The organism is Pseudomonas sp. BF-B-30, from assembly GCF_019956305.1.
In the GTDB taxonomy this organism is placed as follows: domain Bacteria; phylum Pseudomonadota; class Gammaproteobacteria; order Pseudomonadales; family Pseudomonadaceae; genus Aquipseudomonas; species Aquipseudomonas jessenii.
Genome location: NZ_JAHBDG010000011.1, coordinates 366,983 through 393,873, shown reverse-complemented (window position 1 = coordinate 393,873; position 26,891 = coordinate 366,983). Strand labels below are relative to the sequence as shown.

Sequence of the window (26,891 nt, the reverse complement as noted above, 5' to 3'; positions counted from 1 at the left end):
TTACTCCGTGCCCGCAGGATCGGCCTGCAGTGTGGTTTCGACTTCTATTGCCGGCTTGATGTCCGGCTTGACCCACCAGGTGGCCGTGCCGATATCGTATTTAGGCGAGACCTTGGGATGGCCGATGTGGTTCCAGTAGGCCACGCGCCAGGTCTTGATGTGCCAGTTGGGTATTACGTAATAGCCCCATTGCAGAACGCGGTCCAGCGCGCGGGCGTGGGCGACCAAGCTGTTGCGCGAATCGGCGTTGATCAGTTGCTCGACCAGTTGATCGACCACCGGATCCTTCAGGCCCATGGAGTTGCGGCTGCCGGGCTTGTCGGCGGCGTCCGACATCCAGAATTCCCGTTGTTCGTTACCCGGCGAGTTGGACTGCGGGAAGCTGCCGACGATCATGTCGAAGTCCCGGGAACGCACGCGGTTGATGTACTGCGAGACGTCGACCCGGCGGATCACCAGATCGATGCCCAGGTCGCTCAGGTTGCGTTTGAACGGCAGCAGCACCCGTTCGAATTCGGTCTGGGCCAACAGGAACTCGATGGCCACCGGCTTGCCGGTGGCGTCGACCATCTTGTCATCGACGATGCGCCAGCCGGCCTCCTGCAGCAATTGATAGGCTTGCCGTTGCTGGGCGCGGATCATGCCGCTGCCGTCGGTGGTCGGGTTCTGGAAGGATTCGTTGAACACCTGCGGCGCCAGCTTGCCACGGAACGGTTCGAGGATCGCCACCTGATCGGTGTCAGGCAGGCCGGTGGCGGCCATTTCCGAGTTCTCGAAATAACTGCGGGTACGCGCGTAGGCACCGTTGAACAGTTGCTTGTTGGTCCATTCGAAATCCAGCAACAGCGACAAGGCCTGGCGCACCCGCACATCCTGGAACACCGGGCGGCGCATATTGAACACGAACCCTTGCATGCCGGTGGGATTGCCGTTGGGAATCTGTTCCTTGACCAGTCGACCTTCGGTGACCGCCGCAATGTTGTAGGCGTTGGCCCAGTTCTTCGCGGTCATTTCCAGCCAGTAGTCGAACTGCCCGGCCTTGAGGGCTTCCAGGGCGACGGTGTTGTCGCGGTAGTAGTCGGTGGTCATCACGTCGAAGTTGTAGAAACCGCGATTGACCGGCAGGTCCTTGCCCCAGTAGTCCTTGACCCGCTCGTAACGCACCGAGCGTCCGGCTTTCACTTCGCTGACCTTGTAGGGGCCACTGCCCAGCGGAATTTCCAGGTTGCCCTTGTTGAAGTCGCGGTCGGCCCACCAGTGTTTGGGCAGTACCGGCAACTGGCCGAGGATCAGCGGCAGTTCGCGGTTGTTGGTGTGCTTGAACTTGAACAGTACGGTGAGCGGGTCTTCGGCGATCACTTCGGCCACGTCGCTGTAGTAGCCGCGGTACATCGGCGCGCCGTCCTTGGTCAGCATCTGGAAGCTGAACACCACGTCCTCGGCGCGAATCGGATGGCCGTCATGGAAGCGTGCCTCCGGGCGCAGGTAGAAGCGCACCCAGGCGTTGTCCGGGGCTTTCTCGATCAGGCGGGCGATCAAGCCGTACTCGGTGAACGGCTCGTCCAGGCCTTGCTTGGCCAGGGTGTCGTAGATCATGCCGATATCGTCCGCCGGCACGCCTTTGCTGATGAAGGGGTTAAGGCTGTCGAAGCCGCCGAAACCGGCCTGGCGGAAAATCCCGCCCTTGGGCGCGTCCGGGTTGACGTAGTCGAAGTGTTTGAAATCGGCCGGGTATTTCGGCGGTTCGTTATACAGGGTCACGGCATGTTGCGGGGCGGCGCAGGCCAGCCCGGCGAACAGCAGACCGCTGGCCTGCAGGAGCAGGGCACGGATGGGTTTCATTGATCTTTCTCCGAAGATTTCAGCCACCACGCGTTCAGGCCCAGGGTGTAGGGCGGCGTGGTGACGAAGGCGAGCCGGTTGCGGTACGCCAGGCGGTGATAATTGAGGTACCAGTTGGGAATGATGTAGTGCTGCCACAGCAGCACGCGGTCGAGGGCCTTGCCGGCGGCGACCTGTTCATCGCGGGTCCGGGCGGCCAGCAACTGTTCGAGCAAATGGTCGACCACCGGGTTGGCAACGCCGGCGTAGTTCTTGCTGCCCTTGACCCCGGCCTGGCTGGAGTGAAAGTACTGCCATTGTTCCAGGCCCGGGCTCAGCGTCTGGTTGAGGGTCATCAGAATCATGTCGAAATCGAACTGGTCGAGGCGCTGCTTGTATTGCGCGCGATCGACCGTGCGCAGCCGGGCGTCGATGCCGATGCTGGCCAGGTTCTCGACGTAAGGTTGGAGGATGCGTTCCAGGTTCGGGTTGACCAGCAGCAGTTCCAGGCGCAGCGGCTGCCCGGCGGTGTTTTGCAGGCGCTGGCCATTGAGCTTCCAGCCGGCTTCGGCGAGCAGGCCGAGGGCTTTGCGCAGGGTCTCCCGGGGGATGCCGCGGCCATCGGTCTGCGGCAGGCTGAACGGCTCGGTAAAGAGCCTGGCCGGCAGTTGCTCGCGATAGGGCTTGAGCAACAGCCATTCATGTCCGACCGGCAAACCGCTGGCCGAGAACTCGCTGTTGGGGTAATAGCTCATGGCGCGTTGGTAGGCGCCGCCGAACAGCGAGCGGTTGGTCCATTCAAAGTTGAACATCAGCCCCAGCGCTTCACGGACCTTGGTGTCCGAGAAAGCCGGACGACGGCTGTTCATGAACAGGCCCTGGGTCTGGGTCGGGATCTGATGGGGAATCTGCGTCTTGATCACCTCGCCGCGGCGTACGGCGGGGAAGTTGTAGCCGGTGTCCCAGTTCTTCGCCTGGTGCTCGATATAGATGTCGAACTCACCGGCCTTGAACGCCTCGAACGCCACGACGCTGTCGCGGTAGAACTCGACTTCCATGCGGTCGAAGTTGTACTTGCCGCGATTGACCGGCAGGTCTTTGCCCCAGTAATCCTTGACCCGTTCGAAGACGATCTGTCGTCCTGGCGTGACCGAGGTGATGCGATACGGCCCGCTGCCCAGCGGCGGCTCGAAAGTGGTGGCCTTGAAGTCGCGGCCTTTCCAGTAGTGCTGCGCCAGCACCGGCATTTCACCCAGGCGCAGGATCAGCAGCGGATTGCCGGCTCGCTTGAACACGAAACGGATGCGCTGCGGGTTGAGGATGTCGACCCGCGACACTTCCTGAAGGCTGGTGCGGTACAGCGGATGGCCTTCCTTGAGCAACACGCGATAGGAGAACGCGACGTCGTAGGCGGTGATCGGCGTGCCGTCATGGAAGCGTGCTTCGGGACGCAGGTTGAACACCACCCAGCTGCGGTTCTCGTTGTACTCCACCGACTGGGCAATCAGGCCGTAGCTGGACGCGGGCTCGTCACCCGAAGGTGCGTACTGCCCCGTGCCGACCATCAGCGGTTCATTGAGCTCGTTGATGCCGTATTGCAGGAAACTCGGCGTGGTGACCGGGCTGGTGCCCTTGAAGGTGTAGGGGTTGAGCGTGTCGAAGGTGCCAAACGCCATCACCCGCAAAGTACCGCCCTTGGGCGCTTGCGGGTTGACCCAGTCGAAGTGGGTAAATCGGGCCGGGTACTTGAGCATGCCGAACTGCGCATAACCATGGCTTTCGCTGATCGTCGCGCTTGCGGTGGAGCTCAAGGCCAGGCTGATCAGGAGCAGGGGCAGGGGACGCTTCAAATAGGGGATCCGATCCAGGCGGCTTGGGCTTTGTGGACCGTACAGTAACAGCTTGTATGGATAGGAAAAAGACGGGGGATCCGGGCGATCGCAATCCTGTAGGAGCGAGCTTGCTCGCGATGGTGGTCAATGATGACGCGGGGCACCTGAATCAACTCGGTGCCCTTGGGTTTTTCGCGAGCAGGCTCGCTCCTACAGTTAATGCGGATTGGCCACCGTCAACATCTGACCAGGCTTGAGCGCCTGGCCGACACGCGGGTTCCAGCGCTTGAGGTGCTGCATCTCTACGTTGAAGCGCTTGGCCACGATGTACAGCGAGTCGCCTTGCTGGACCTTGTACTTGGCCTGCTGCTTTTTGGTATTGGCTGCAATCACGGTGTTGACGCGCCCTGAGTTGCGTTTGCTGTTGTCCTGCATGACCAGGGTCTGGCCGGGCTTGAGGTTCTTGCCGCTCAGTTTGTTCCAGCGTTGCAGGTCCTTCACGTCAACGTTGTTGGCCTTGGCGATGGAACCGAGGTTGTCACCCCGCTTGACCCGATAGGAACGCTTGACGCTGGCGACCTGGCTGTCGTCGGCACCTTCGAAGACCGGCTTGAGCGGTTTCTTGCTGATCAGTTCTTCAGGACGCATGGTCTGCAGGCTGCTGGTCAGCAGTTGCGCCTTGGAGGTCGGCACCAACAGATGTTGCGGGCCATCGAGGGTGGTGCGCTGCTTGAAGGCCGGGTTGAGCTGGAACAGTTCGTCTTCGTCGATGTTGGCAACTTCAGCAACCTTGGACAGGTCCATGCGCTGGTTGATTTCGACGACCTGGAAGTAGGGCTCGTTGGCGATCGGATTGAGGTTCACGCCGTAGGCTTCCGGCGCCATCACCACCTGCGACAGTGCCAGCAACTTTGGCACATAGGCCTGGGTTTCAGAGGGCAGCGGCAGGTTCCAGTAGTCGGTCGGCAGGCCTAGGCGTTCGTTGCGCTCAATGGCCCGGCTGACGGTGCCTTCGCCGGCGTTGTAGGCCGCCAGGGCCAGCATCCAGTCGCCGTTGAACATGTCGTGCAGGCGGGTCAGGTAATCCAGGGCGGCGGTGGTCGACGCGGTGATGTCGCGACGGCCATCATAGAAGCGGGTTTGACGCAGGTTGAAGTAACGCCCGGTGGACGGGATGAACTGCCAAAGACCCACCGCGTTGGCCCGGGAATAGGCCATCGGGTTGTAGGCGCTCTCAATCACTGGCAGCAGGGCCAGTTCCAGCGGCATGTTGCGTTCTTCAAGGCGTTCGACAATGTAGTGAATGTAGAGGCTGCCACGTTCGCCGGCGTTTTCGAGAAAAGATGGATTGCTGGCGAACCACAGGCGCTGTTGCTCGATGCGCGGGTTGACGCCCAGCCCGTCTTGCAGCTGGAAGCCCTGACGCATGCGCTCCCAGACGTCCTGGGGAATTTGCGGGCTGGGTTTTTCGCTGAGCCAGATCGGCTTCTGCTTGGCGCGCGCGGCGATGTTCTGCGTGTGCGCCGCATCGGTCTGCGGCGCATGGCTGGAACAGCCCGCCAGGGTGGCGGACACAGCCACCGCAATGGCTTGAGCCAAGCGGGTCAATGCGTCTGAACTGATGGCTTTGCGAATAGGTGACGACATTGGCTGGAAGTAAGTTCCGGGCAAAAATGTCGGGCGATTCTAGGAAGCGCACCCTGCGCGGTCAACCTTTCAGAATTGTTGCAATCTTGATAGGCCCCTTTAGAACCTGTCTTTCCACGCTCGAAGCGCCGCAAAAACCATATCGGGCGCCGAGTTATCGGTGCCGGTCCGTTCGTCCGCTTTTTCTTTAACGGATGTTTCACCGGAGCGCAAAAACGGGTTTGTGAGCTTTTCCAGCGCCAGTGTCGACGGCAGCGTCATGATCCCGGATTCCCGTTGGCGGGTGACTTTGGCCAGGCGCTCGGCGGTGTGCGGATTGTTCGGTTCGACGGCCGCGGCAAACTTCAGGTTGCCGAGGGTGTATTCGTGGGTGCAGTACACCAGCGTGTCTTCCGGCAACCCGGCCAGGCGTGTCAGCGAACTGTACATTTGCTGTGGCGTGCCTTCGAACAGGCGTCCGCAGCCGGCGGCAAACAGTGTGTCGCCGCAGAACAGCAAGCCGTGATGGTAATAGGCGATGTGCCCCAGGGTGTGGCCAGGGACCGCGAGGACGTCGAAATCCCAGCCGAGCACGCGGACCTTGTCGTTGTCCTTGAGCGCAACGTCCCGCGCCGGGATCGTTTCGCTGGCTGGACCATAGACTTTCGCGTCCGTCGCTTTTTTCAGCTGTTCGACGCCGCCGACGTGGTCATGATGGTGATGAGTGATCAAAATGTCACTCAGTACCCAGCCCGGATTGGCCGTAAGCCAGGCTTGTACGGGGCCGGCATCACCCGGGTCGACGACCGCGCAGCGCTTGCTGCCGTGGTCTTGTAACAACCAGATGTAGTTGTCGGTGAAGGCGGGCAGGGCAGTGATCTGTATCATCGTCGGATTCGCCAAGCGGAAAACATTGGCGCATCTTAGAACTTCCTGGCGCGTTGGAGAATGCAATGACTGATAAAGCGTTCGCACAAGCCGATCCTGACTGGCTGGCGTTGATCAGCGCCGCCCGCGAGTGGCTGGCCGGTCCCCTCGGGCAATTTCTGCTGGACGAAGAGCGGCGCATGCTCGAAGACGAGCTCGGGCGGTTCTTTGGTGGCTATCTGGTGCATTACGGTCCCTCGGCCCAGACTCCGCCGTCTGCCCCTCAGGTACAGCGCAATGTACGCCTTGGTGCGCCGTTGCCGGGGGTCGAGATCGTTTGTGAGGAGCAGGCCTGGCCGCTGAGCGAGCATGCCGCCGATGTGGTGGTGCTGCAGCATGGCCTGGATTTCTGCCTGTCGCCCCACGGTCTGCTTCGCGAGGCGGCAAGCAGCGTACGTCCCGGCGGGCATTTGCTGATCATTGGCATCAACCCCTGGAGCAGTTGGGGCCTGCGGCATGTGTTTGCCCAGGATGCGCTGCGCAAGGCGCGCTGCATTTCGCCGTCACGGGTCGCCGACTGGCTGAACCTGCTGGGTTTCGCGCTGGAGAAACGCCGCTTCGGGTGCTATCGTCCGCCGCTTGCGTCACCGGCGTGGCAGACCCGCCTGGCCGGTTGGGAACGCAAGGCCGGTGACTGGCAACTGTCGGGCGGCGGCTTCTATTTATTGGTGGCGCGCAAGATCGTGGTGGGCCTGCGACCGGTCCGTCAGGAGCGGCGCGAACCGATGGGCAAGCTGATCCCGTTGCCGATGGCCAAGGTCAACCGGCGCAACATCGAACCGTAATACACACTTTTCATTTGTGGCCGGGCATGCCCCGGCTTCGGGCGTCGTCGATCAGCGATCGGCGGGCCAGCGCATTTTCTGGATAGATTGGCATGAGCGATAGCGTAGAACTGTTCACCGACGGCGCCTGCAAAGGCAACCCTGGTCCTGGCGGCTGGGGCGCACTGCTGGTGTGCAAGGGTGTCGAAAAGGAACTCTGGGGCGGCGAAGCCAATACCACCAACAACCGCATGGAGCTGATGGGCGCGATCCGTGGCCTGGAAGAGCTCAAGCGTCCCTGCGAGGTGTTGTTGGTGACCGACTCGCAGTACGTGATGAAAGGCATCAACGAGTGGATGGACAACTGGAAGAAGCGCGGCTGGAAAACCGCGGCGAAGGAACCGGTGAAAAACGCTGACTTGTGGAAGTTGCTCGACGAGCAGGTCAACCGTCACAAGGTCACCTGGAAATGGGTGCGCGGACACATTGGCCATCACGGCAACGAACGGGCCGACCAGTTGGCCAACCGTGGTGTGGATGAAGTGCGTGGGTACAAGCAGGGCTGATTCGGGTACTGCCGATGCACCGCGCCGTGGCCTTCGCGAGCAAGCCCGCTCCCACACTGGATTCGTGTCGTCCACAAAGTTGTGAGCCGGCGCCGATTCAATGTGGGAGCGGGCTTGCTCGCGAAGGCGGTGACTCGGTGTACCTGAAAGACCCCGGCGAGCGTGTTAACATCGCCGCTTTTGCACGATTGACCGATTGAGAGCTGAGCACTGATGGCCACCAGATCCGTTGTACTCGACACCGAAACCACCGGCATGCCGGTGACCGACGGCCACCGGATTATCGAAATCGGTTGTGTCGAGTTGATCGGCCGACGCCTGACGGGCCGGCACTTCCATGTGTACCTGCAACCCGATCGCGAAAGTGACGAGGGCGCGATCGGCGTCCACGGCATCACCAATGAATTCCTCGTGGGCAAGCCGCGTTTTGCCGAGGTGGCCGAAGAGTTCTTCGAGTTCATCAAGGGCGCGCAGCTGATCATCCATAACGCGGCGTTCGACGTTGGCTTCATCAACAACGAATTCGCCCTGATGGGCCAACAGGACCGCGCGGACATCACGCAGCACTGCTCGATCCTCGACACCCTGATGATGGCCCGGGAACGTCACCCGGGGCAGCGCAACAGCCTCGACGCCCTGTGCAAACGCTATGGCGTCGACAACTCGGGTCGTGAACTGCACGGCGCCTTGCTCGACTCCGAGATTCTTGCCGACGTCTACCTGACCATGACCGGGGGGCAGACCAGTCTGTCCCTGGCCGGCAACGCCTCCGATGGCAATGGCTCGGGTGAAGGGGCGGACAATTCGGCCACCGAGATTCGCCGTTTGCCGGCGGACCGTCAGCCGACGCGCATCATCCGCGCCAGTGAAGACGACCTGGCCCGCCACGCGGCGCGCCTGGAAATCATCGGCAAATCCGCTGGTGCCCCGGCGTTGTGGGTGCAGTTGGCCGAGGCTGAAGCCCAGGCATAACACCCTGTTTGGCAGATGCTCGCCACAGGGAAACTCCCTCGTCGCCACAAGTTGGTGCATCCCGCTCGCCACATCCGCTGCAACACTCTACCCTGAGGTGATTGGCAGGCTCTGGTCTGCCGCCTCAGGACGCTGAGCCTCATGTACAAAGACTTGAAATTCCCGGTCCTGATCGTTCATCGCGACATCAAGGCCGACAGCGTTGCCGGTGACCGCGTGCGGGGGATTGCCCGGGAGCTGGAGCAGGAAGGGTTCAGCGTCGTTTCGGCGGTGGACTACACTGAAGGACGACTGGTGGCGTCGACTTACCACGGCCTGTCCTGCATGTTGATTGCCTCTGAAGATGCCAGCACCCATTCTCATTTGTTGCAAAACATGGCCGAACTGATCGGTCTGGCGCGGGTGCGTGCACCGGATCTGCCGATCTTCGCCCTGGGCGAAAAAGTGACCCTGGAAAACGCACCCGCCGACGCCATGGCCGAGCTCAATCAGTTGCGCGGCATTCTTTATCTGTTTGAGGACACCGTGCCCTTTCTCGCCCGGCAGGTGGCCCGCGCCGCGCGCAAATACCTCGATGGCCTGCTGCCGCCGTTTTTCAAGGCGTTGGTGCAGCACACGGCGGATTCCAACTATTCCTGGCACACCCCCGGTCACGGCGGTGGCGTGGCGTACCACAAGAGCTCGGTCGGGCAGGCGTTTCACCAGTTTTTCGGGGAAAACACCCTGCGCTCGGATCTTTCGGTGTCGGTACCGGAGCTCGGCTCCTTGCTCGATCATACCGGCCCCCTGGCTGAAGCCGAGGCCCGTGCAGCACGCAATTTCGGCGCCGATCACACCTTTTTCGTGATCAATGGCACGTCCACGGCCAACAAGATTGTCTGGCACTCGGTGGTCGCCCGCGATGACCTGGTGCTGGTGGACCGCAATTGCCACAAGTCGGTGCTGCATTCGATCATCATGACCGGCGCCATCCCTCTGTACTTGTGTCCGGAGCGTAATGAACTGGGGATTATCGGCCCGATTCCCCTGAGTGAGTTCAGTCGCGAATCGATCCAGGCCAAGATCGACGCCAGTCCGCTGACCAAGGGGCGTTCACCGAAGGTCAAGCTTGCCGTGGTGACCAATTCAACCTATGACGGCCTCTGCTACAACGCCGAACTGATCAGACAGCAGTTGGGCAATAGCGTTGAGGTGTTGCACTTCGACGAGGCCTGGTACGCCTATGCAGCGTTTCATGAGTTCTTTGCCGGGCGCTACGGCATGGGCACCTCCCGTGATGAAGACAGCCCGTTGGTGTTCACCACCCATTCGACCCACAAGTTGCTGGCGGCCTTCAGTCAGGCATCGATGATTCACGTGCGCGATGGCGGTGCGCGGCAACTGGATCGGGATCGCTTCAACGAAGCATTCATGATGCACATCTCGACCTCGCCGCAGTACGGCATCATCGCCTCGCTGGATGTGGCTTCGGCGATGATGGAAGGGCCGGCCGGGCGTTCTCTCCTGCAGGAAATGTTCGACGAAGCCCTGAGTTTTCGCCGTGCGCTGGCCAATTTGCGCCAGCACATTGCCGCCGATGACTGGTGGTTCTCGATCTGGCAACCGCCGTCGGCGGAAGGCATCGAGCGGGTCGTCACCGAGGACTGGTTGCTGCAACCCGATGCCGACTGGCACGGCTTTGGCGGCGTGACCGACGACTATGTGCTGCTCGACCCGATCAAGGTCACGCTGGTGATGCCGGGATTGACCGCCGGTGGCGCCCTCAGCGAGCGCGGGATTCCGGCGGCGGTGGTCAGCAAGTTCCTGTGGGAGCGCGGCCTGGTGGTCGAGAAGACCGGGCTGTACTCGTTCCTGGTGTTGTTCTCCATGGGCATCACCAAGGGCAAGTGGAGCACGCTGCTCACCGAACTGCTGGAGTTCAAGCGCAGCTACGACGCCAACGTCAGTCTGGCCAGTTGCCTGCCCTGTGTGGCGCAAGAGAATGTCGCACGCTATCAGGGCATGGGGCTGCGTGATCTGTGCGATCAGTTGCATGCCTGTTATCGCAGCAATGCCACCGCCAGGCACCTCAAGCGCATGTACACCGTTCTGCCGGAAGTCGCGATGAAGCCGGCGGACGCCTATGATCAATTGGTGCGGGGTGAAGTCGAAGCCGTGTCGATCGATGCGCTGGACGGGCGGATCGCTGCGGTGATGCTGGTGCCGTACCCACCCGGCATTCCGCTGATCATGCCGGGTGAGCGCTTTACCGAGTCGACCCGCTCGATCATCGATTACCTGGCGTTTGCCCGCACGTTCGATAGCAGTTTTCCGGGATTCGTTGCTGATGTGCACGGATTGCAACATGAAGATCAGGGCAGTGGACGGTGCTACACCGTCGATTGCATCAAGGAATGAGGACATTTCCCAGTATGCAGCCGGTTATAAATCCGAATTATCCAGGGTTGTCGGTACGGGTTGCCGACGAGGGTTTTGCCGCCTATATCTGGGGCAGTGATTTCAGTTTTGAAGTCGCGGCCTACGGTGCGGCACAAATAGGAGCGCCGGTGGCACAGTGGCCTGTCACCCCGATCACGCCTTATCGCAAGTGCTACGGCATCGATCCCGAGGAATTCAGCAGCTTTCGCGATTCCGCCGACAGCGCGATTTTCATGGCTTATCTGGATGACCAGCCCGTGGGGCACCTGGTGGTCAGCACCAACTGGAACGGCTTTGCCCATATCGACGAGCTGGCGGTGCACGCACCGGCCCGGCGGCATGGCGTGGCCAAGGCCCTGCTGGATGTGGCGCAGTTCTGGAGCCGCAAGAAAAAGCTGCCAGGCATCATGCTCGAAACCCAGAACAACAACCTGGGGGCCTGCAGGCTCTACGAACGCTGCGGTTACGTGATTGGTGGGATCGACCACCTGCGCTATCGCGGCATCGATCCGAACACCGCCGAAGTGGCGCTGTTCTGGTATCGATTGTTCGAAAACCCGCTGGAAAATCCGTTCAGTTCGTCAGCATCGCCGCGGCTTGTTCCGTGACGATGGTTAACAGTGTCTGAACCGCCGGTGAGGGTTCGGCGTTTTTCAGGGTCAGGGCGTAGAGGCTGATCGGGACCGCTGGCGCCAGCGGGCAGGTGTCCAGCCCCGAGGCTTTGGCGCCGAGGGCGGTGAAGGGGTCGACGATGGCCAGGCCTTCGCCGGCCTCGACCATGCTGCGCATCATCTGATGCGTCTGGACCCGGGTCTGAATCACCGGGGCAGGACGCAAACCGTGCAGTTTGTTTTCCAGCGCCGGACTCAACGGGTCCTGCCCCTCCAGGCCGATCATCGATTGGCCGGCCAGATCCTGCAGTGAAATGTATTTCTGTTTCGGTTGCAGCCAGCCATGGGGGGCGAGCAACTGGAGTTTGCCCTGGGCGATCACATGGCAGTCGAGGTCGGCGTGATCGGGGTCATGCAGGCTCAGGCCCAGATCGCTTTCACGCAGCAGCAGGCTTCTGACGATGTCGCGGGTGGGCTGGCTCAGCAGCGTGCAAGGCGCATCGGGCAGGCGTCGGCGCAGGGCCGCGATGCTGTGTGGCAACAATTGGTTGGCCAGGGGAGGGGTGCAGATGATGCGCAGCGGCGGCGCCAGGTATTGCCTGAGGCTGTTGGCCAGGCGCTGCACCGGTTCGAGCGCATCGTAGACCCGGGCAATTTCCACCTGCAATTCCCGCGCTTCGCGGGTGGCCTGCAATCGTCCGCGTACGCTGGCGAACAGCATGAAACCCAACTGATCCTCGGCGTCGCGCAGCAAGCGCTCGACTTCGGCCACCGGCAACTGCAGCCATTCGGCGGCGGTGCCCAGGTGACCGGTCTGCAAGAGTGCCTGGATCACTTCGATATGGCGTAAGCGCATGCGTGAAGTCCATGTTCAGCAGGTGGAGGAGTCAGTGGCTGAATCCTACCCCAAGTCCGTGCATATGACTTCTGCTCATAACGACGGGTTATGAAGCGCTGGCGATTTGCGGTTCGCGGGTAATGGTCACGCCGGTTTGCACCAGCATGAATTCATTGTCGTCGACCTTGTTGACGCGGTCGCCAATGGCCAGCTTGTAGGTGGTGACAGGCCCTGAACCTTCTGCCGCCGGGGTGGAGTCCTGAAACTCGTGCACCGAATAAATGCGGCCTTGCGCGTCTCTTGCATGGAACTGACCGACGAGTACTGCTGCCATCTGCTTAGAACCTCTGGAGATAAATCACTCAATTTGCGGCACTGTAGACCGTGCTTGGGCGAGGTAAGTTTTCCTACGGGAAAAAAATAGTCAGGGACGGGGTTTTCGGTCGCCCGCTGTTTGAATCGTCATCTATAACTACAAGCTCTTCCTATCGGACAGTCGAGAAATCTTATGAGCAACGTCTATACGATCGCCGTCGTGGTCGGCAGCTTGAGAAAGGAATCGATCAACCGCAAGGTCGCACGGGCCCTGATAGAACTGGCGCCGGCCAATCTCAAGCTCAACATCGTCGAAATTGGCGATCTGCCGCTCTATAACGAAGATATCGATGGCGCTTCACCGCCGGCAGCCTACAGCACTTTCCGACAACAGGTGAGCTCATCCGACGCGGTGTTGTTCGTGACCCCGGAATACAACCGGTCGGTGCCGGCACCGTTGAAAAACGCGATTGACGTGGGGTCGCGTCCATATGGGAAAAGCGCCTGGAGCGGTAAGCCGGGAGCCGTTATCAGTGTGTCGCCGGGGGCCGTCGGCGGGTTTGGTGCCAATCACAACCTGCGTCAATCCATGGTGTTTCTCAATGTGCCGATGATGCAGCAACCGGAGGCCTATCTGGGGAACGCCGGTTCGGCGTTCGACGAATCGGGCAAGTTGTCCGAGTCGGTAAAGCCGTTCCTGCAAGGTTTCATCAATGCCTATGGGCAATGGGTCGAGCAGCACAAGAAAGACTGATGGTCATTGGCCGGCGCTTTGTCCTGCGAAGCGCTGGGTGGTTATCTCTTTAGACCGTGTTGGCCTCTTCGCGAGCAAGCCCGCTCCCACAGGGATCTTCAGTGGATACAAGACTTGTGTTCGGCTGAGGCCCAATGTGGGAGCGGGCTTGCTCGCGAAGAGGCCGGCTCAGGCAATACTGGACTCAACCCTGTCCCGGCACATTCGGCCAAAGATCCGCCACCAGAAACAATCGCTCGGCCTCTTCCCAGTCGCCGCTGGCATTTTCCGTCAGGCGCACCAGCAGTTGTGCTGGCGCCAGCGGGTCCAGGTCATCCAGCCACGCTTGCATCTGTCCGGGGTTCCAGGTGTGCTCCGCCGAATAATGCGCCGGCGCCAGCCAGGCGTGACGGGGCAGGGGTTGCCAGCGACCGGGCGGGCTTTGGGCCAACAACGCCAGCCAATCCTTTTGATGCAACCAGCGACCCCGCAAATGCTGTGGATGGGCACCCAATGGCGGGGCGGCTTGTCCGGGCCACGGGTACAGCAAGTAACCCCCCAGCCATAAATGTGCGCTGAACGCCTGGATATCCAGCGCCGCGAGCACTTCACGGCTCTCGGGGCGTGTGGAAATCGGCAATTGATGCTGGCTCAGGTGCGCCAGTTTGCGGTCGAGCCGGTCGTGGCAGCCCGGGCCCAGCCACTTGGCGGTGTCGTGTCCGTCGCCGGATTGCGGGCCAAGGTAGAGCTTGATCGCCAGTTCCAGGTGATGCACGCCGTCGCGGTCGCGCAGCAGCATGTCCAGTTCACCGAGGGTGTGCCCTTCGCGGCGAATCGGCATGTTGGCGGCAATCAGTTCAATGCCCGGTGCATGCTGCACGGCGAATTGCCAGAGGCGTTCGTAGTACAAGCCCAGGCGCCGGGTCCGGGCCTGGGCCAGCCAGTGCAGCAGGCCATAACTGTCCCGATCCAGCTGCCGCAGCCAATGCTCCAGCCGATCCGGTGCCTGCACCCAGTCGCTGCCGGCCAGCGGGTGACGCTGCGGCCACGGGGTATTGTCCAGCATGGGCGGCGCGAGGATGACCCACGCCAGGTCACGCACTTCGGGATGGCGTAACTGATGGGGCAGGTGGAGCAAATCCGGAAATAGCATCATCTTGCGAGCATAGCCCGAAACCCGGGCACACCCCTGAAACTGAAAGGATTTTGTCTACGGGCGGCTTTCGCCCATAATCGTGGTTTTCGCCGCCACGCAGATCCCCGCAGGAGCCCCATGGAGCAATTTCGCAATATCGGCATCATCGGTCGCCTGGGCAGTTCCCAGGTGCTGGATACCGTCCGCCGACTGAAACGGTTTCTGCTCGATCGTCACCTGCACGTGATCCTCGAAGACACCATCGCCGAAGTGCTGCCAGGGCACGGCCTGCAAACCTCGTCGCGCAAGATGCTCGGCGAAGTCTGCGACATGGTCATCGTGGTCGGTGGTGACGGCAGCCTGCTCGGTGCCGCCCGGGCGCTGGCCAAACACAATATTCCGGTGCTCGGCATCAACCGGGGCAGCCTGGGTTTCCTCACCGACATCCGTCCCGACGAGCTGGAAACCAAGGTCGCCGAAGTGCTGGATGGCCACTATCTGGTGGAAAACCGCTTTTTGTTGCAGGCCGAAGTCCGCCGCCACGGCGAGGCCATCGGCCAGGGCGATGCACTGAACGACGTCGTGCTGCACCCCGGCAAATCCACGCGAATGATCGAGTTCGAGCTGTACATCGACGGCCAGTTCGTCTGCAGCCAGAAGGCCGACGGCCTGATCGTCGCGACGCCGACCGGTTCCACCGCCTATGCGTTGTCCGCCGGCGGGCCGATCATGCATCCCAAGCTCGACGCCATTGTGATTGTGCCGATGTACCCCCATACCTTGTCGGGTAGACCGATTGTGGTCGATGGCAACAGTGAGCTGAAAATCGTCGTGTCCAAGGATATGCAGATTTACCCGCAAGTCTCGTGCGACGGGCAGAACCACTTCACCTGCGCGCCGGGCGACACCATTACCGTCAGCAAGAAAGCCCAGAAACTGCGGCTGATCCATCCGCTGGACCACAATTACTATGAAGTCTGCCGGACCAAGCTTGGCTGGGGCAGCAAGTTGGGGGGTGGAGGCGACTGATGCTCGATCCCGCGCGTAGCTACGACCTGATCGGTGACGTGCACGGTTGCGCTCTGACCCTGGAGCACTTGCTCGACCGACTCGGTTATCACAAGCAGGGTGGCGTCTGGCGACATGCCTCGCGCATGGCGGTGTTCGTCGGCGATATCATCGACCGCGGCCCGCGGATTCGCGAGGCACTGCATATCGTCCACGACATGGTGGAGGCCGGTCAGGCGCTGTGCATCATGGGCAACCACGAGTTCAATGCGCTGGGCTGGAGCACGCCGGCACTGCCCGGCAGCGGCAAGCAGTTCGTGCGTGAGCACACGCCGCGCCATGCCCGCCTGCTGCACGAAACCCTGACCCAGTTCGAACACCATCCGGGTGACTGGCACGACTTCCAGCAATGGTTCTACCAGTTGCCATTGTTCGTCGATGCCGGGCGTTTTCGCGTGGTCCACGCCTGCTGGGACGCCGGGCTGATCGAGCCGCTGCGGGCGTTGTTCCCCAACGGCTGCGTCGATGAGCATTTTCTCCAGGCGTCGGCGGAGTCGGGCTCTTTTGCCTGCACCGTATTCGACCGGCTGCTGCGCGGCACGGACATGCGTTTGCCCCATGGCCTGACGATGACCAGCGGCGACGGCCTGGTCCGTTCGTTCTTCCGCACCAAGTTCTGGGAAGACGATCCGAAAACCTACGGCGACATCGTGTTCCAACCGGATGCACTGCCGGAACCCGTGGCCCGGACGCCGCTGTCGTCCACCGAAAAGAACAGTTTGCTGCGCTATGGCATCGATGAGCCGCTGTTGTTCGTCGGCCATTACTGGCGCAGCGGCAAGCCGGCACCGATCCGGCCGAACCTGGCCTGCCTGGATTACAGCGCGGTGCTGTACGGCAAACTGGTTGCCTACCGACTGGATCAGGAAACCCGCCTGGATCCGCAAAAATTCGTCTGGGTCGATGTCGAGCGGCCGGAGGTGCTGCAATGAGTGCTGTAGCGGTATTGCGTCTGCCCCTGGCGGTGGACTTGAGCGGGTTCGTCACCCTGCTCAAGCGCATGCAAGTGCCCCATCGGGTCAGCGAGGAAGCTGGCGAGCAGGTGCTGTGGGTGCCGGACAACATCAGTGAAGACGTGCGTGCGCTGTACGAGCGTTTTCCGGCGGGTGACCCCGATCAACAACTGGATATTCCGGTGGCGCAGACCGTCAAGCGCCCGGGGTTCGTCGAGCAGTTGAAATACGCCAGGGCCACCGCGCTGGTGCTGCTGTTGAGCCTGGTTGTCGGCGCGGTGACCATGCTGGGCGACAATCTTGAAACGATGCGCTGGCTGACCTTCCTCGAGTTCCGCGTGGTCGGTGAATACATCCACTTCACGCCACTGGCCGACAGCCTGGCGGCGGGGCAGTGGTGGCGCCTGTTCACGCCGATGCTGATCCACTTCGGCATCCTGCACCTGGCGATGAACGGCATGTGGTACTGGGAGCTGGGGCGGCGTATCGAGTCGCGCCAGGGCAGTATCAACCTGATCGGCCTGACCTTGCTGTTCAGCCTGGTATCGAACTTTGCCCAGTATCTATTCAGTGGCCCGACCTTGTTCGGCGGTTTGTCCGGCGTACTGTACGGCCTGCTCGGGCATTGCTGGATCTTCCAGTTGCTGGCGCCGAACCCGGCCTATCGCCTGCCGCGAGGCGTGCTGGTGATGATGCTGGTGTGGTTGCTGCTGTGCCTGTCCGGGCTGGTCTCGATGATCGGCTTCGGCGAGATCGCCAACGCGGCCCACGTCAGCGGGTTACTCATCGGATGCTTCACCGGTTTGTTGGGCGGTTTGTATAACCGCCGTAAACTGGCCGCCTAATTCAGAACATGCAATAAAGAGACGGAGACCCAATGTCCTCTTTTAACGAAATGATCAAGAACATCACCCCCGATATCTACGAGAGCCTGAAACTGGCCGTGGAAATCGGCAAATGGTCGGACGGTGGCAAGCTCACCGCCGAACAACGCGAACTGTCGCTGCAGGCAATGATCGCCTGGGAAATCCAGAACCTGCCAGAGGACCAGCGCACCGGCTACATGGGCCCGCAGGAATGCAGCTCCAAGTCGATTCAAGTGCCGAATATCCTGTTCAAATCGGATGCCATCCATTGATCGAGATTGGCCGCGGTGCAATCAGCAAAATGTCGGCGCGCCTGGACGGGCCGAACGTGCAATATGCATTTCGTCTGGGCGAAACCGAGGTCCCGGTCAATCCGTTGATCGGCACCACGGTGCGCCTGGAGTACCTGGGTGCGATCCACTGCAGCCATTGCGGACGCAAGACCAAGACCAGTTTCAGCCAGGGTTACTGCTACCCGTGCATGACCAAACTGGCCCAGTGCGACGTGTGCATCATGAGCCCGGAACGCTGCCACTTCGAGGCCGGGACCTGCCGGGAGCCTGAGTGGGGCGAGAAGTTCTGCATGACCGATCACGTGGTGTACCTGGCCAATTCGTCGGGGGTCAAAGTCGGGATTACCCGCGCCACCCAGTTGCCGACCCGCTGGCTCGACCAGGGTGCGAGCCAGGCCTTGCCGATCATGCGCGTATCGACTCGCCAGCAGTCCGGTTTCGTCGAGGATCTGTTGCGCAGCCAGGTGGCCGACAAGACCAACTGGCGCGCTTTGCTCAAGGGCGATGCGGCGGCGGTGAACCTGGCCGAGGTCCGCGATCAACTGTTCGACAGCTGTGCCGAAGGCTTGCTCGGGTTGCAGCAGCGATTTGGCTTGCAGGCGATCCAGCCGGTGACCGACGTCGAACCGCTGGAAATCCGCTACCCGGTCGAGCAGTACCCGGCGAAGATCGTCAGCTTCAACCTGGACAAGAACCCGATTGCCGAAGGCACGCTGATGGGGATCAAGGGTCAATACCTGATCTTCGACACCGGCGTGATCAACATTCGTAAATACACGGCTTACCAGCTCGCCGTGCATCAGTAAGGACTCCAGCATGCGCACCGAACAACCGAAGATGATCTACCTCAAGGACTATCAGGCGCCCGAGTACCTGATCGACGAAACGCACCTGACCTTCGAGTTGTACGAGGACCATAGCCTGGTCCATGCGCAACTGGTGATGCGCCGCAACCCCGAGCGCGGCCCGGGCCTGCCGCCGCTGGTGCTGGACGGCCAGCAGCTGGAACTGCTGTCGGTCACCCTTGCCGACCAGGAGCTTTCCGAGGCGCAGTATCAGCTGACCGAGAATCACCTGACCTTGCACCCGACCAGCACCACCTTCACGGTCGATACCAGCGTCCGGATCCACCCGGAAACCAATACCGCGCTGGAAGGCCTGTACAAGTCCGGCACGATGTTCTGCACCCAGTGCGAGGCCGAAGGTTTTCGCAAGATCACCTATTACCTCGACCGCCCGGACGTGATGAGCACCTTCACCACCACGGTCGTCGCCGAACAACACAGTTATCCGGTGCTGCTGTCCAATGGCAACCCGATCGCTTCCGGTCCCGGTGAAGAGGGCCGGCACTGGGCGACCTGGGAAGACCCGTTCAAGAAACCGGCGTACCTGTTTGCGCTGGTGGCCGGCGACCTGTGGTGCGTCGAAGACAGCTTCGCCACCATGAGCGAGCGCAACGTGGCGCTGCGCATTTACGTCGAGCCGGAAAACATCGACAAGTGCCAGCACGCGATGAACAGCCTGAAGAAATCCATGCGCTGGGACGAAGAGGTCTACGGTCGCGAGTACGACCTGGACATCTTCATGATCGTCGCCGTGAATGACTTCAACATGGGCGCCATGGAAAACAAGGGCCTCAACATTTTCAACTCCAGCGCCGTGCTGGCCAAGGCCGAAACCGCCACCGATGCCGCGCACCAGCGGGTCGAGGCGATCGTCGCCCACGAATACTTCCACAACTGGTCGGGCAACCGCGTGACCTGCCGCGACTGGTTCCAGCTGTCGCTCAAGGAAGGCTTCACCGTGTTCCGCGATGCCGGTTTCTCCTCGGACATGAACTCGGCCACGGTCAAGCGCATCCAGGACGTGGCGTACCTGCGCACCCACCAGTTCGCCGAAGACGCCGGCCCCATGGCCCACGCCGTGCGCCCGGACAGCTTCATCGAGATTTCCAACTTCTACACCCTGACCGTGTACGAAAAGGGCTCGGAAGTGGTCGGCATGATCCACACCTTGCTCGGCGCCGAAGGCTTCCGCAAAGGCAGCGACCTGTACTTCGAACGCCACGACGGCCAGGCCGTGACCTGCGATGACTTCATCAAGGCCATGGAAGATGCCAATGGCGTTGACCTGACCCAGTTCAAGCGCTGGTACAGCCAGGCCGGTACACCGCGCCTGGCGGTGAGCGAGTCTTATGACGCTGCGGCGAAAACCTACAGCCTGACCTTCCGTCAGAGCTGCCCGGAAACCCCGGACAAGGTGCAAAAACTGCCGTTCGTGATCCCGGTCGAACTGGGGCTGCTGGATTCCAAAGGGGCAGCGATTGCCCTGCGTCTGTCCGGTGAAGCCACCGCGCAAGGCACCTCGCGGGTCATTTCGGTGACCGAAGCCGAGCAGACTTTCACCTTCGTCGACATCGCCGAACAACCGTTGCCGTCGTTGCTGCGCGGCTTCTCGGCGCCGGTGAAATTGAGCTTCCCGTACAACCGTGATCAGCTGATGTTCCTGATGCAGCATGACAGCGACGGCTTCAACCGCTGGGATGCCGGCCAGCAACTGTCGGTGCAGGTGCTGCAAGAGCTGATCGCCCAGCAGCAGAAGGGCGAAGCGCTGGTACTCGATCAGCGTCTGGTGGCGGCGTTGCGCACGGTGCTTTCGGATGAGTCGCTGGATCAGGCGATGGTCGCGGAAATGCTCTCTCTGCCAAGCGAGGCGTACCTGAGCGAGATCAGTGAAGTGGCGGATGTCGAAGCGATTCACACGGCGCGTGAATTTGCCCGTAAGCAACTGGCTGACGCGTTGTTCGAAGGTTTGTGGCTGCGTTATCAGGCCAATCGCGAGTTGTCGAAGCAGACGCCGTACGTGGCCGAAGCCGAGCACTTCGCTCGCCGCGCGTTGCAGAACATTGCGCTGTCGTACCTGATGCTCAGCGGCAAGCCGGAAGTTGTGGCTGCGACTCTGGAGCAGTTCGATTCGTGCGACAACATGACCGAGCGCCTGACCGCACTTGCCGTGTTGGTCAATTCACCGTTCGAAGCCGAGAAGGCCAAGGCACTGGCCAGCTTCGCCGAGCACTTCAAGGACAACCCGTTGGTCATGGACCAGTGGTTCAGCGTCCAGGCCGGCAGCGTGTTGCCTGGTGGTCTGGAGCGGGTTCGTCAGTTGATGCAGCATCCTGCGTTCAACATCAAGAATCCGAACAAGGTGCGGGCACTGGTCGGTGCGTTTGCCGGGCAGAACCTGGTCAACTTCCATGCTGCTGACGGTTCCGGGTATCGCTTCCTGGCGGATTTGGTGATCGAGTTGAATGGCTTCAATCCGCAGATTGCTTCTCGGCAGTTGGCGCCTTTGACTCGCTGGCGCAAGTACGACAGTGCTCGTCAGGCTTTGATGAAGGCGGAGCTGGAGCGGATTCGGGCTTCGGGGCAGTTGTCCAGTGATGTGTTTGAAGTGGTCAGCAAGAGTTTGGCTTGATCTTGGCTTTTGAACTTGGCGGCCTTTGGGCCGACCAGGTTCTTGGTTGATTGAGTACATATCCGTTACTTCGGTAACGGCGGCTGGCGGTTTCGCCCTTACGGCGAGTCCCTTTTGGCAAACGCCCCAAAAGGAACCAAAAGGTCTCGCCCCTTACGTACGGCCCCTCGCTTAGGCTCGGGGTTCCTTCGCTGCGGTATTCATCCGGGGGCATTGCCCTCCGGTCGGCTTCGCTTCGACCTACATGCAATGGGTTCGACTGCGTCGAACGGCGCTACGCGCCAATCCCCGGATAAACACCTCCGCTCAGCCTGCCGAGGGGGCGGGTGGATCAAGATCAAGAGCTGCAGGCGAGCTAACGCTCGGCCTGATGAGTGGTGAGAAGCGACGCGGTGATGCGGGATGCTCTGCTTTTTGCTCTTCTGTGGGAGCGAGCTTGCTCGCGATGGCGGCCTGTCAGTCGCTTGAATCCTATCTGGTTGCACAAAATTTTCAGAACCCCCATCTACGGCTTTGGCTTTGGCTTTGGCTTTGGCTTTGGCTTTGGCTTTGGCTTTGGCTTTGGCTTTGGCTTTGGCTTTGGCTTTGGCTTTGGCTTTGGCTTTGGCTTTTGATCTTGATCTGGCTTTTGATCTTTCGCCCCTTCGGCAGGCCGAGCGTAGGTGTTCATCAGGGGGGTAGGCGCGTAGCGCCGTTCGACGAAGTCGAACACATCGAGAGGAGGTCGTCGCGAAGCAGACCGTAGGCGATGCCCCCTGATGGACACCGTAGCGAGGGAACACCGAGCCTTGGCGAGGTGCCGTACGCCGGGGCGAAGCCTTTTGGTTCCTTTTTGGCGTTTGAAAAAGGGACTCGCTGTAAGAGCGAAACCGCCAGCAGCCGTTACCGCAGAAATGGATATGTACGCCGATTGGAAAAGCAGCCATTACCGCTGCAACGGATATGTACACCGAACACCGAACACCGGTCACTACCACCCACCACCGAAACCGCAATCACCCCACCTGATACCCAACCATTCAGAACCCCACCCCCCATCCCCCCGGTTAACAAAACATAACGTGGCGTCGATTGTCAGACATTAAAAAACACCGATAGGATAGGCCAGCTTCCGAAGGGGCTCTGGATTGCGGGTTTCAGGACTATGCTCTGAAACAGCCGGTCCGGACACGCACCCTTGCGGCGCCCAGTAAGGTTGAACGACCTAACAATAATAATGGGAGAAGGTCTATGAGTGAGCCTGTCATGGGTGTGGGTATCTGCCGCCCGCCGGCATTACGCAAATTCGCGTTGCTGGCCACAGCGCTCTCGGTGTTGGGCTCTGCCATGCTGTCGGCGCCTGCGCTGGCCGCGGCGGCGCCGGCATCCGACGTTGTTTATTCCATTGAATCGGCCAAGGCCGCCAAAAGCCTGATGCTCGATGTCGTCCACGCCGGCAAGCGCCTGGTGGCGGTCGGGGATCGTGGGCACATCCTGTATTCCGATGACCAGGGCGCTACCTGGACCCAGGCCAAGGTCCCGACCCGGTCCCTGCTGACGTCGGTGTTTTTCGTCGATGACATGCACGGCTGGGCCGTCGGCCATGACGCGCAGATCCTCGCCAGCGAGGACGGCGGCGCGACCTGGACCAAGCAATTCGAAGATCTGAAACGCGAATCGCCGCTGCTCGATGTCTGGTTCAAGGACGTCGACAGCGGCTTTGCCGTGGGCGCCTACGGCTCGCTGATGGAAACCACCGACGGTGGCAAGCATTGGGAGGACGCCAGCGACCGCCTGGACAACGAAGACCAGTACCACCTGAACGCGATCGCCGCGGTCAAGGACGCCGGGCTGTTCATCGTCGGTGAGCAGGGCAGCATGTTCCGCTCCGCGGACTGGGGCCAGACCTGGGAGAAACTCGAAGGCCCGTACGAAGGCTCGCTGTTCGGCGTGATCGGTACGGCGCAGTCCAATACGTTGCTGGCCTACGGCCTGCGCGGCAATCTTTACCGTTCCACGGATTTCGGCACCACCTGGGACCAGGTCGAGCTCAAGGCTGAACGTGGCGACCTGGAGTTCGGGCTGTCCGGCGGTACGCTGCTCGACGATGGTTCCATCGTGATCGTCGGCAACGGCGGTTCGGTCATTCGCAGCAGTGACAATGGCGAAACCTTCAAGGTGGTCAACCGTCCGGACCGTATTTCCGTCTCGGCAGTGACTGCGGCAGGCAATGGCAATCTGGTTCTGGCCGGGCAGGGCGGCGTTCGCGTCACTTCGCCAAGCGGCACCGAGTCGGGCAAATGAGCCGGGTTAATAATAAGAAGGCGGAGCTATGACTTCCTTGAGTACTCATCACCAGGACAAGGCGACGTTCCTCGAGCGCCTGATCTTCAACAACCGCCCGGCAGTGATCACGATCTGCCTGCTGGTCAGTATTTTTCTGTTCTGGCAGGCGACGCTGATCCGTCCGTCCACCAGCTTCGAAAAAATGATCCCGCTGGAGCACCCCTTCATCCAGAAGATGATGGAGCACCGCAACGATCTGGCGAACCTGGGCAACACCGTGCGGATCTCGGTGGAAGCCACCGATGGCGACATCTTCTCCAAGGAGTACATGGAGACCCTGCGTCAGATCAACGACGAGGTGTTCTACATCTCCGGCGTCGACCGTTCCGGCCTCAAGTCGCTGTGGAGCCCCAGCGTTCGCTGGACCGAAGTGACGGAAGAGGGCTTCGCCGGCGGTGAAGTGATTCCGCAAAGCTACAACGGCTCCCAGGCCAGCCTCGATCTGTTGCGCAACAACGTGCTCAAGTCGGGTCAGGTCGGGCGGTTGGTGTCCAACGATTTCAAGTCGAGCATCGTCGACATTCCGTTGCTGGAGTCCTATCCGGACCCGCAGGACCAGGGCAAGCTGCTGGCGCTGGACTATCGCCAGTTCTCCCACGAGCTTGAGGACAAGATCCGCACCAAGTTCGAAGCACAGAACCCGAACGTGAAGATCCACATCGTCGGTTTCGCCAAGAAAGTCGGTGACCTCATCGATGGCCTGGTGATGGTGGTGATGTTCTTCGGCGTTGCCTTCGTCATCACCCTGATCCTCTTGCTGTGGTTCACCAACTGCCTGCGCAGTACCGTCGCCGTGTTGAGCACGACGCTGGTGGCAGTGGTCTGGCAACTGGGCTTGATGCACTTCTTCGGCTTCGGGCTCGATCCCTATTCGATGTTGGTACCGTTCCTGATCTTCGCCATCGGTATTTCCCACGGCGTGCAGAAGATCAACGGGATCGCCCTGCAATCGAGTGAGGCGGACAACGCCCTGACGGCGGCGCGTCGCACCTTCCGTCAATTGTTCCTGCCGGGGATGATCGCGATCCTCGCCGATGCCGTGGGTTTCATCACGCTGCTGATCATCGATATCGGTGTGATCCGTGAGCTGGCCATCGGCGCATCCATCGGTGTGGCGGTGATCGTGTTCACCAACCTGATCCTGTTGCCAGTGGCGATTTCCTATGTCGGCATCAGCAAGCGTGCCGTCGACCGCAGCAAAAAGGACGCGACTCGCGAGCATCCGTTCTGGCGCCTGTTGTCGAACTTTGCCAGCGCGAAAGTGGCCCCGGTTTCCATTCTGCTGGCACTGATCGCCTTTGGCGGCGGCCTTTGGTACAGCCAGAACCTGAAAATCGGCGACCTCGACCAGGGTGCCCCGGAGCTGCGTCCGGACTCGCGCTACAACAAGGACAACAACTTCATCATCAACAACTACTCCACCAGCTCCGACGTGTTGGTGGTGATGGTCAAGACCAAGTCCGAAGGCTGTTCGCGCTACGAAGCCATGGCGCCGATCGACGAGCTGATGTGGAAGATGCAGAACACCGAGGGCGTGCAGTCGGCGATTTCCCTGGTGACCGTGTCCAAGCAAATGATCAAGGGCATGAACGAGGGCAACCTGAAATGGGAAACCCTGTCGCGTAACCCTGATGTGCTGAACAACTCCATTGCCCGCGCTGACGGCCTGTACAACAACAGCTGTTCCGTGGCGCCGGTGCTGGTGTTCCTCAACGATCACAAGGCCGAGACCCTGGATCGCGCGGTACATGCGGTGCAGGAGTTCGCCAAGGAAAACAACAAGGAAGGCCTGGAGTTCATCCTCGCTGCCGGTAACGCCGGGATCGAGGCGGCCACCAACGAGGTGATCAAGAAGTCCGAACTGACCATCCTGGTCCTGGTGTACATCTGCGTCGCGGTCATGTGCATGATCACCTTCCGTTCGTGGGCGGCGACCTTGTGCATCGTGCTGCCGCTGGTGCTGACCTCGGTACTCGGCAATGCCCTGATGGCCTTCATGGGTATCGGCGTGAAAGTGGCGACCCTGCCGGTCGTGGCGCTCGGGGTGGGGATTGGCGTGGACTACGGCATCTACATCTACAGCCGCCTGGAAAGCTTCCTGCGTGCCGGCCTGCCGCTGCAAGAGGCGTACTACCAGACACTGAAGTCCACCGGTAAGGCGGTGCTGTTCACCGGTCTGTGCCTGGCCATCGGCGTGTGCACCTGGATCTTCTCGGCCATCAAGTTCCAGGCCGACATGGGTCTGATGCTGACCTTCATGTTGCTGTGGAACATGTTCGGTGCGCTGTGGCTGTTGCCGGCACTGGCGCGGTTCCTGATCAAGCCGGAGAAACTGGCGGGGCAGAAGGGCAATTCGTTGTTCGCCCACTGATCGACAGCTGAAACAAAAAAGCCGCAACCTTGGGTTGCGGCTTTTTTATGCCCGATGGTTTCGCCCTGGAACCTGTGGGAGCGAGCTTGCTCGCGATTGCGGAGTGTCAGCCGCATTGATATCGAACATTCGGCGGCCATCGCGAGCAAGCTCGCTCCCACAGGGTTCTTTGGTGATCAGGCGGGATCGCTGCCGAGCACCACATTCAGCGCGCTGCGGGCATCGTCCAGCTGCACCAACGTCGCATGCCGCGCGCCGAGGGCGTCGCGGTTTTCGATGGCGGTCAGGATCGCCTTGTGCCGGGGCAGCGCCAGTTCATGCAGGTTCGGCCGCTGGTTCGAATGCTTCAAGGCTTCGGCGATGGCCACCGAGAGCATGTTGCACAGGTTGGCCAGCAGGTCGTTGTGCGTGGCATCGGCGATGCGACTGTGGAAGTCCAGGTCCGGCTGCAACAGAGCCTCCGGCGTCGGTGCGGCTTCCATGCGTTGGTAGGCCTCACCGATGGAGGCGATATCCGCCTCCGTGGCGAATTGCGCGGCGAGGGCGGCAGCGGCCGGTTCGATGATGCTGCGCACGCTGGTCAGCAGGTCGAAAAACTGATTCTGCGGACTGCTCTGCATCAACCAGTGCAGCACGTCCGGATCGAGCATGTGCCAGTCCTTGCGCGGCTTGACCACGGTGCCGACCCGCGGGCGGGAATACACCAGGCCCTTGGCGACCAGTACCCGGGTGGCTTCACGCAGCACCGGCCGGCTGACCGCATATTCTTCGCACAACAGCGCTTCGGCGGGCAATTTGTCGTCGGGCAGGAAACGTCCCGAGACGATCTGCATGCCCAGTTCCTGGACGATGCGCGAGTGCATGCTTTTGCGGTCGGAGGGTTTGCGGTAATCCATGGGAAACGGCACGGTCCTGTGCGAAGAGGTGTCGCGCATGATAGCAGGCGCGGCGAATCGACTGTAGGAGCGAGCTCGCTCCTACAG

At 61.0% G+C, this 26,891-nt stretch carries 23 protein-coding genes; 15 read left to right on the top strand and 8 right to left on the bottom strand.

Going from position 1 to position 26,891, the window contains the following annotated elements:
* The 4 genes from KGB29_RS08185 to gloB form a co-directional block, all read right to left on the bottom strand.
* Positions 1 to 1,842, bottom strand: coding sequence for an extracellular solute-binding protein (locus tag KGB29_RS08185; protein ID WP_150813866.1), 1,842 nt, complete (start codon positions 1,840 to 1,842; stop codon positions 1 to 3).
* Entirely contained in the window at positions 1,839 to 3,659 is a 1,821-nt protein-coding gene (locus tag KGB29_RS08180; protein ID WP_371319468.1) for an extracellular solute-binding protein, read from the bottom strand. Before KGB29_RS08180 ends, KGB29_RS08185 begins: the two co-directional genes overlap by 4 nt.
* A 210-nt stretch (positions 3,660 to 3,869) precedes the next feature.
* On the bottom strand, positions 3,870 to 5,300 hold the full coding sequence (locus KGB29_RS08175) for a transglycosylase SLT domain-containing protein (RefSeq protein ID WP_150813864.1): 1,431 nt from the start codon (positions 5,298 to 5,300) through the stop codon (positions 3,870 to 3,872).
* Positions 5,301 to 5,399: 99 nt separating this feature from the next.
* Entirely contained in the window at positions 5,400 to 6,167 is a 768-nt protein-coding gene (gene gloB, locus KGB29_RS08170) for a hydroxyacylglutathione hydrolase (protein WP_150813863.1), read from the bottom strand.
* Between the two features lie 65 nt (positions 6,168 to 6,232).
* Here gloB and KGB29_RS08165 point away from each other — a divergent pair, with 65 nt between their 5' ends.
* The 5 genes from KGB29_RS08165 to KGB29_RS08145 all read left to right on the top strand — a co-directional run bounded on the left by KGB29_RS08165 (position 6,233) and on the right by KGB29_RS08145 (position 11,534).
* Positions 6,233 to 6,991: a class I SAM-dependent methyltransferase gene (locus KGB29_RS08165; protein WP_007988453.1), complete on the top strand. Its 759-nt coding sequence runs from the start codon at positions 6,233 to 6,235 to the stop codon at positions 6,989 to 6,991.
* A gap of 92 nt (positions 6,992 to 7,083) precedes the next feature.
* On the top strand, positions 7,084 to 7,536 hold the full coding sequence (gene rnhA, locus KGB29_RS08160) for a ribonuclease HI (RefSeq protein ID WP_007979123.1): 453 nt from the start codon (positions 7,084 to 7,086) through the stop codon (positions 7,534 to 7,536).
* 213 nt (positions 7,537 to 7,749) lie between these two features.
* Complete coding sequence (gene dnaQ, locus KGB29_RS08155) at positions 7,750 to 8,508, top strand: DNA polymerase III subunit epsilon (protein ID WP_046037200.1); 759 nt, start codon at positions 7,750 to 7,752, stop codon at positions 8,506 to 8,508.
* 141 nt (positions 8,509 to 8,649) lie between these two features.
* The gene (locus tag KGB29_RS08150; RefSeq protein ID WP_223616380.1) at positions 8,650 to 10,905 is read left to right on the top strand and encodes an Orn/Lys/Arg decarboxylase N-terminal domain-containing protein; all 2,256 of its coding nucleotides are present in this window, start codon (positions 8,650 to 8,652) and stop codon (positions 10,903 to 10,905) included.
* Between the two features lie 14 nt (positions 10,906 to 10,919).
* Positions 10,920 to 11,534 carry a GNAT family N-acetyltransferase gene (locus tag KGB29_RS08145; RefSeq protein ID WP_057715030.1) on the top strand — a complete coding sequence of 205 codons (615 nt, stop codon included), beginning with the start codon at positions 10,920 to 10,922 and terminating at the stop codon, positions 11,532 to 11,534.
* On the opposite strand, the gene KGB29_RS08140 is transcribed toward KGB29_RS08145, so the two are convergent.
* Complete coding sequence (locus KGB29_RS08140; RefSeq protein ID WP_057715029.1) at positions 11,500 to 12,393, bottom strand: LysR family transcriptional regulator; 894 nt, start codon at positions 12,391 to 12,393, stop codon at positions 11,500 to 11,502. The two genes, KGB29_RS08145 and KGB29_RS08140, sit on opposite strands and share 35 nt — an antisense overlap.
* Positions 12,394 to 12,481: 88 nt before the next feature.
* The gene (locus KGB29_RS08135; protein ID WP_057715028.1) at positions 12,482 to 12,709 is read right to left on the bottom strand and encodes a hypothetical protein; all 228 of its coding nucleotides are present in this window, start codon (positions 12,707 to 12,709) and stop codon (positions 12,482 to 12,484) included.
* A gap of 174 nt (positions 12,710 to 12,883) precedes the next feature.
* On the opposite strand from KGB29_RS08135, the gene KGB29_RS08130 reads away from it, so the two are divergent.
* A complete protein-coding gene (locus tag KGB29_RS08130; RefSeq protein WP_150813861.1) occupies positions 12,884 to 13,444 on the top strand; it encodes an NADPH-dependent FMN reductase in 561 nt (186 codons plus the stop codon).
* 184 nt (positions 13,445 to 13,628) lie between these two features.
* On the opposite strand, the gene KGB29_RS08125 is transcribed toward KGB29_RS08130, so the two are convergent.
* Complete coding sequence (locus KGB29_RS08125; RefSeq protein ID WP_223616379.1) at positions 13,629 to 14,579, bottom strand: DUF1853 family protein; 951 nt, start codon at positions 14,577 to 14,579, stop codon at positions 13,629 to 13,631.
* A 117-nt stretch (positions 14,580 to 14,696) separates the two neighbouring features.
* Here KGB29_RS08125 and KGB29_RS08120 point away from each other — a divergent pair, with 117 nt between their 5' ends.
* The 9 genes from KGB29_RS08120 (at position 14,697) to KGB29_RS08080 (ending at position 25,908) form a co-directional block, all read left to right on the top strand.
* Positions 14,697 to 15,587 carry an NAD(+) kinase gene (locus KGB29_RS08120; protein ID WP_008016128.1) on the top strand — a complete coding sequence of 297 codons (891 nt, stop codon included), beginning with the start codon at positions 14,697 to 14,699 and terminating at the stop codon, positions 15,585 to 15,587.
* Positions 15,584 to 16,558 carry a metallophosphoesterase gene (locus KGB29_RS08115; RefSeq protein WP_371319467.1) on the top strand — a complete coding sequence of 325 codons (975 nt, stop codon included), beginning with the start codon at positions 15,584 to 15,586 and terminating at the stop codon, positions 16,556 to 16,558. The genes KGB29_RS08120 and KGB29_RS08115 overlap by 4 nt, the downstream gene beginning before the upstream one ends.
* On the top strand, positions 16,555 to 17,424 hold the full coding sequence (locus KGB29_RS08110) for a rhomboid family intramembrane serine protease (protein ID WP_150813859.1): 870 nt from the start codon (positions 16,555 to 16,557) through the stop codon (positions 17,422 to 17,424). Before KGB29_RS08115 ends, KGB29_RS08110 begins: the two co-directional genes overlap by 4 nt.
* A 32-nt stretch (positions 17,425 to 17,456) precedes the next feature.
* The gene (locus KGB29_RS08105; protein ID WP_053158810.1) at positions 17,457 to 17,717 is read left to right on the top strand and encodes a YeaC family protein; all 261 of its coding nucleotides are present in this window, start codon (positions 17,457 to 17,459) and stop codon (positions 17,715 to 17,717) included.
* Positions 17,714 to 18,544, top strand: coding sequence for a DUF2797 domain-containing protein (locus tag KGB29_RS08100; RefSeq protein WP_150813858.1), 831 nt, complete (start codon positions 17,714 to 17,716; stop codon positions 18,542 to 18,544). The genes KGB29_RS08105 and KGB29_RS08100 overlap by 4 nt, the downstream gene beginning before the upstream one ends.
* A 10-nt stretch (positions 18,545 to 18,554) precedes the next feature.
* Positions 18,555 to 21,212 carry an aminopeptidase N gene (gene pepN / locus KGB29_RS08095; RefSeq protein ID WP_150813857.1) on the top strand — a complete coding sequence of 886 codons (2,658 nt, stop codon included), beginning with the start codon at positions 18,555 to 18,557 and terminating at the stop codon, positions 21,210 to 21,212.
* Between the two features lie 395 nt (positions 21,213 to 21,607).
* On the top strand, positions 21,608 to 21,826 hold the full coding sequence (locus KGB29_RS08090) for a hypothetical protein (RefSeq protein WP_223616378.1): 219 nt from the start codon (positions 21,608 to 21,610) through the stop codon (positions 21,824 to 21,826).
* 616 nt (positions 21,827 to 22,442) lie between these two features.
* The gene (locus tag KGB29_RS08085; RefSeq protein ID WP_150813856.1) at positions 22,443 to 23,495 is read left to right on the top strand and encodes a WD40/YVTN/BNR-like repeat-containing protein; all 1,053 of its coding nucleotides are present in this window, start codon (positions 22,443 to 22,445) and stop codon (positions 23,493 to 23,495) included.
* Between the two features lie 28 nt (positions 23,496 to 23,523).
* Positions 23,524 to 25,908: an efflux RND transporter permease subunit gene (locus KGB29_RS08080; protein ID WP_102671985.1), complete on the top strand. Its 2,385-nt coding sequence runs from the start codon at positions 23,524 to 23,526 to the stop codon at positions 25,906 to 25,908.
* A 176-nt stretch (positions 25,909 to 26,084) separates the two neighbouring features.
* On the opposite strand, the gene KGB29_RS08075 is transcribed toward KGB29_RS08080, so the two are convergent.
* Positions 26,085 to 26,804: a FadR/GntR family transcriptional regulator gene (locus KGB29_RS08075; protein WP_032829613.1), complete on the bottom strand. Its 720-nt coding sequence runs from the start codon at positions 26,802 to 26,804 to the stop codon at positions 26,085 to 26,087.
* Positions 26,805 to 26,891: the final 87 nt, after the last annotated feature.

Excerpts from the sequence above, each read along its gene's own strand:
- KGB29_RS08080 (WP_102671985.1), top strand. The coding sequence starts at position 23,524 with ATGACTTCCTTGAGTACTCATCACCAGGACAAGGCGACGTTCCTCGAG.
- KGB29_RS08135 (WP_057715028.1), bottom strand. The coding sequence starts at position 12,709 with ATGGCAGCAGTACTCGTCGGTCAGTTCCATGCAAGAGACGCGCAAGGC.
- KGB29_RS08185 (WP_150813866.1), bottom strand. The coding sequence starts at position 1,842 with ATGAAACCCATCCGTGCCCTGCTCCTGCAGGCCAGCGGTCTGCTGTTC.
- KGB29_RS08140 (WP_057715029.1), bottom strand. The coding sequence starts at position 12,393 with ATGCGCTTACGCCATATCGAAGTGATCCAGGCACTCTTGCAGACCGGT.
- KGB29_RS08105 (WP_053158810.1), top strand. The coding sequence starts at position 17,457 with ATGTCCTCTTTTAACGAAATGATCAAGAACATCACCCCCGATATCTAC.
- KGB29_RS08165 (WP_007988453.1), top strand. The coding sequence starts at position 6,233 with ATGACTGATAAAGCGTTCGCACAAGCCGATCCTGACTGGCTGGCGTTG.
- KGB29_RS08175 (WP_150813864.1), bottom strand. The coding sequence starts at position 5,300 with ATGTCGTCACCTATTCGCAAAGCCATCAGTTCAGACGCATTGACCCGC.
- KGB29_RS08130 (WP_150813861.1), top strand. The coding sequence starts at position 12,884 with ATGAGCAACGTCTATACGATCGCCGTCGTGGTCGGCAGCTTGAGAAAG.
- gloB (WP_150813863.1), bottom strand. The coding sequence starts at position 6,167 with ATGATACAGATCACTGCCCTGCCCGCCTTCACCGACAACTACATCTGG.
- dnaQ (WP_046037200.1), top strand. The coding sequence starts at position 7,750 with ATGGCCACCAGATCCGTTGTACTCGACACCGAAACCACCGGCATGCCG.
- KGB29_RS08145 (WP_057715030.1), top strand. The coding sequence starts at position 10,920 with ATGCAGCCGGTTATAAATCCGAATTATCCAGGGTTGTCGGTACGGGTT.
- KGB29_RS08090 (WP_223616378.1), top strand. The coding sequence starts at position 21,608 with ATGCGGGATGCTCTGCTTTTTGCTCTTCTGTGGGAGCGAGCTTGCTCG.
- KGB29_RS08110 (WP_150813859.1), top strand. The coding sequence starts at position 16,555 with ATGAGTGCTGTAGCGGTATTGCGTCTGCCCCTGGCGGTGGACTTGAGC.
- rnhA (WP_007979123.1), top strand. The coding sequence starts at position 7,084 with ATGAGCGATAGCGTAGAACTGTTCACCGACGGCGCCTGCAAAGGCAAC.
- KGB29_RS08085 (WP_150813856.1), top strand. The coding sequence starts at position 22,443 with ATGAGTGAGCCTGTCATGGGTGTGGGTATCTGCCGCCCGCCGGCATTA.
- KGB29_RS08120 (WP_008016128.1), top strand. The coding sequence starts at position 14,697 with ATGGAGCAATTTCGCAATATCGGCATCATCGGTCGCCTGGGCAGTTCC.
- KGB29_RS08125 (WP_223616379.1), bottom strand. The coding sequence starts at position 14,579 with ATGATGCTATTTCCGGATTTGCTCCACCTGCCCCATCAGTTACGCCAT.
- KGB29_RS08150 (WP_223616380.1), top strand. The coding sequence starts at position 8,650 with ATGTACAAAGACTTGAAATTCCCGGTCCTGATCGTTCATCGCGACATC.
- KGB29_RS08075 (WP_032829613.1), bottom strand. The coding sequence starts at position 26,804 with ATGGATTACCGCAAACCCTCCGACCGCAAAAGCATGCACTCGCGCATC.
- pepN (WP_150813857.1), top strand. The coding sequence starts at position 18,555 with ATGCGCACCGAACAACCGAAGATGATCTACCTCAAGGACTATCAGGCG.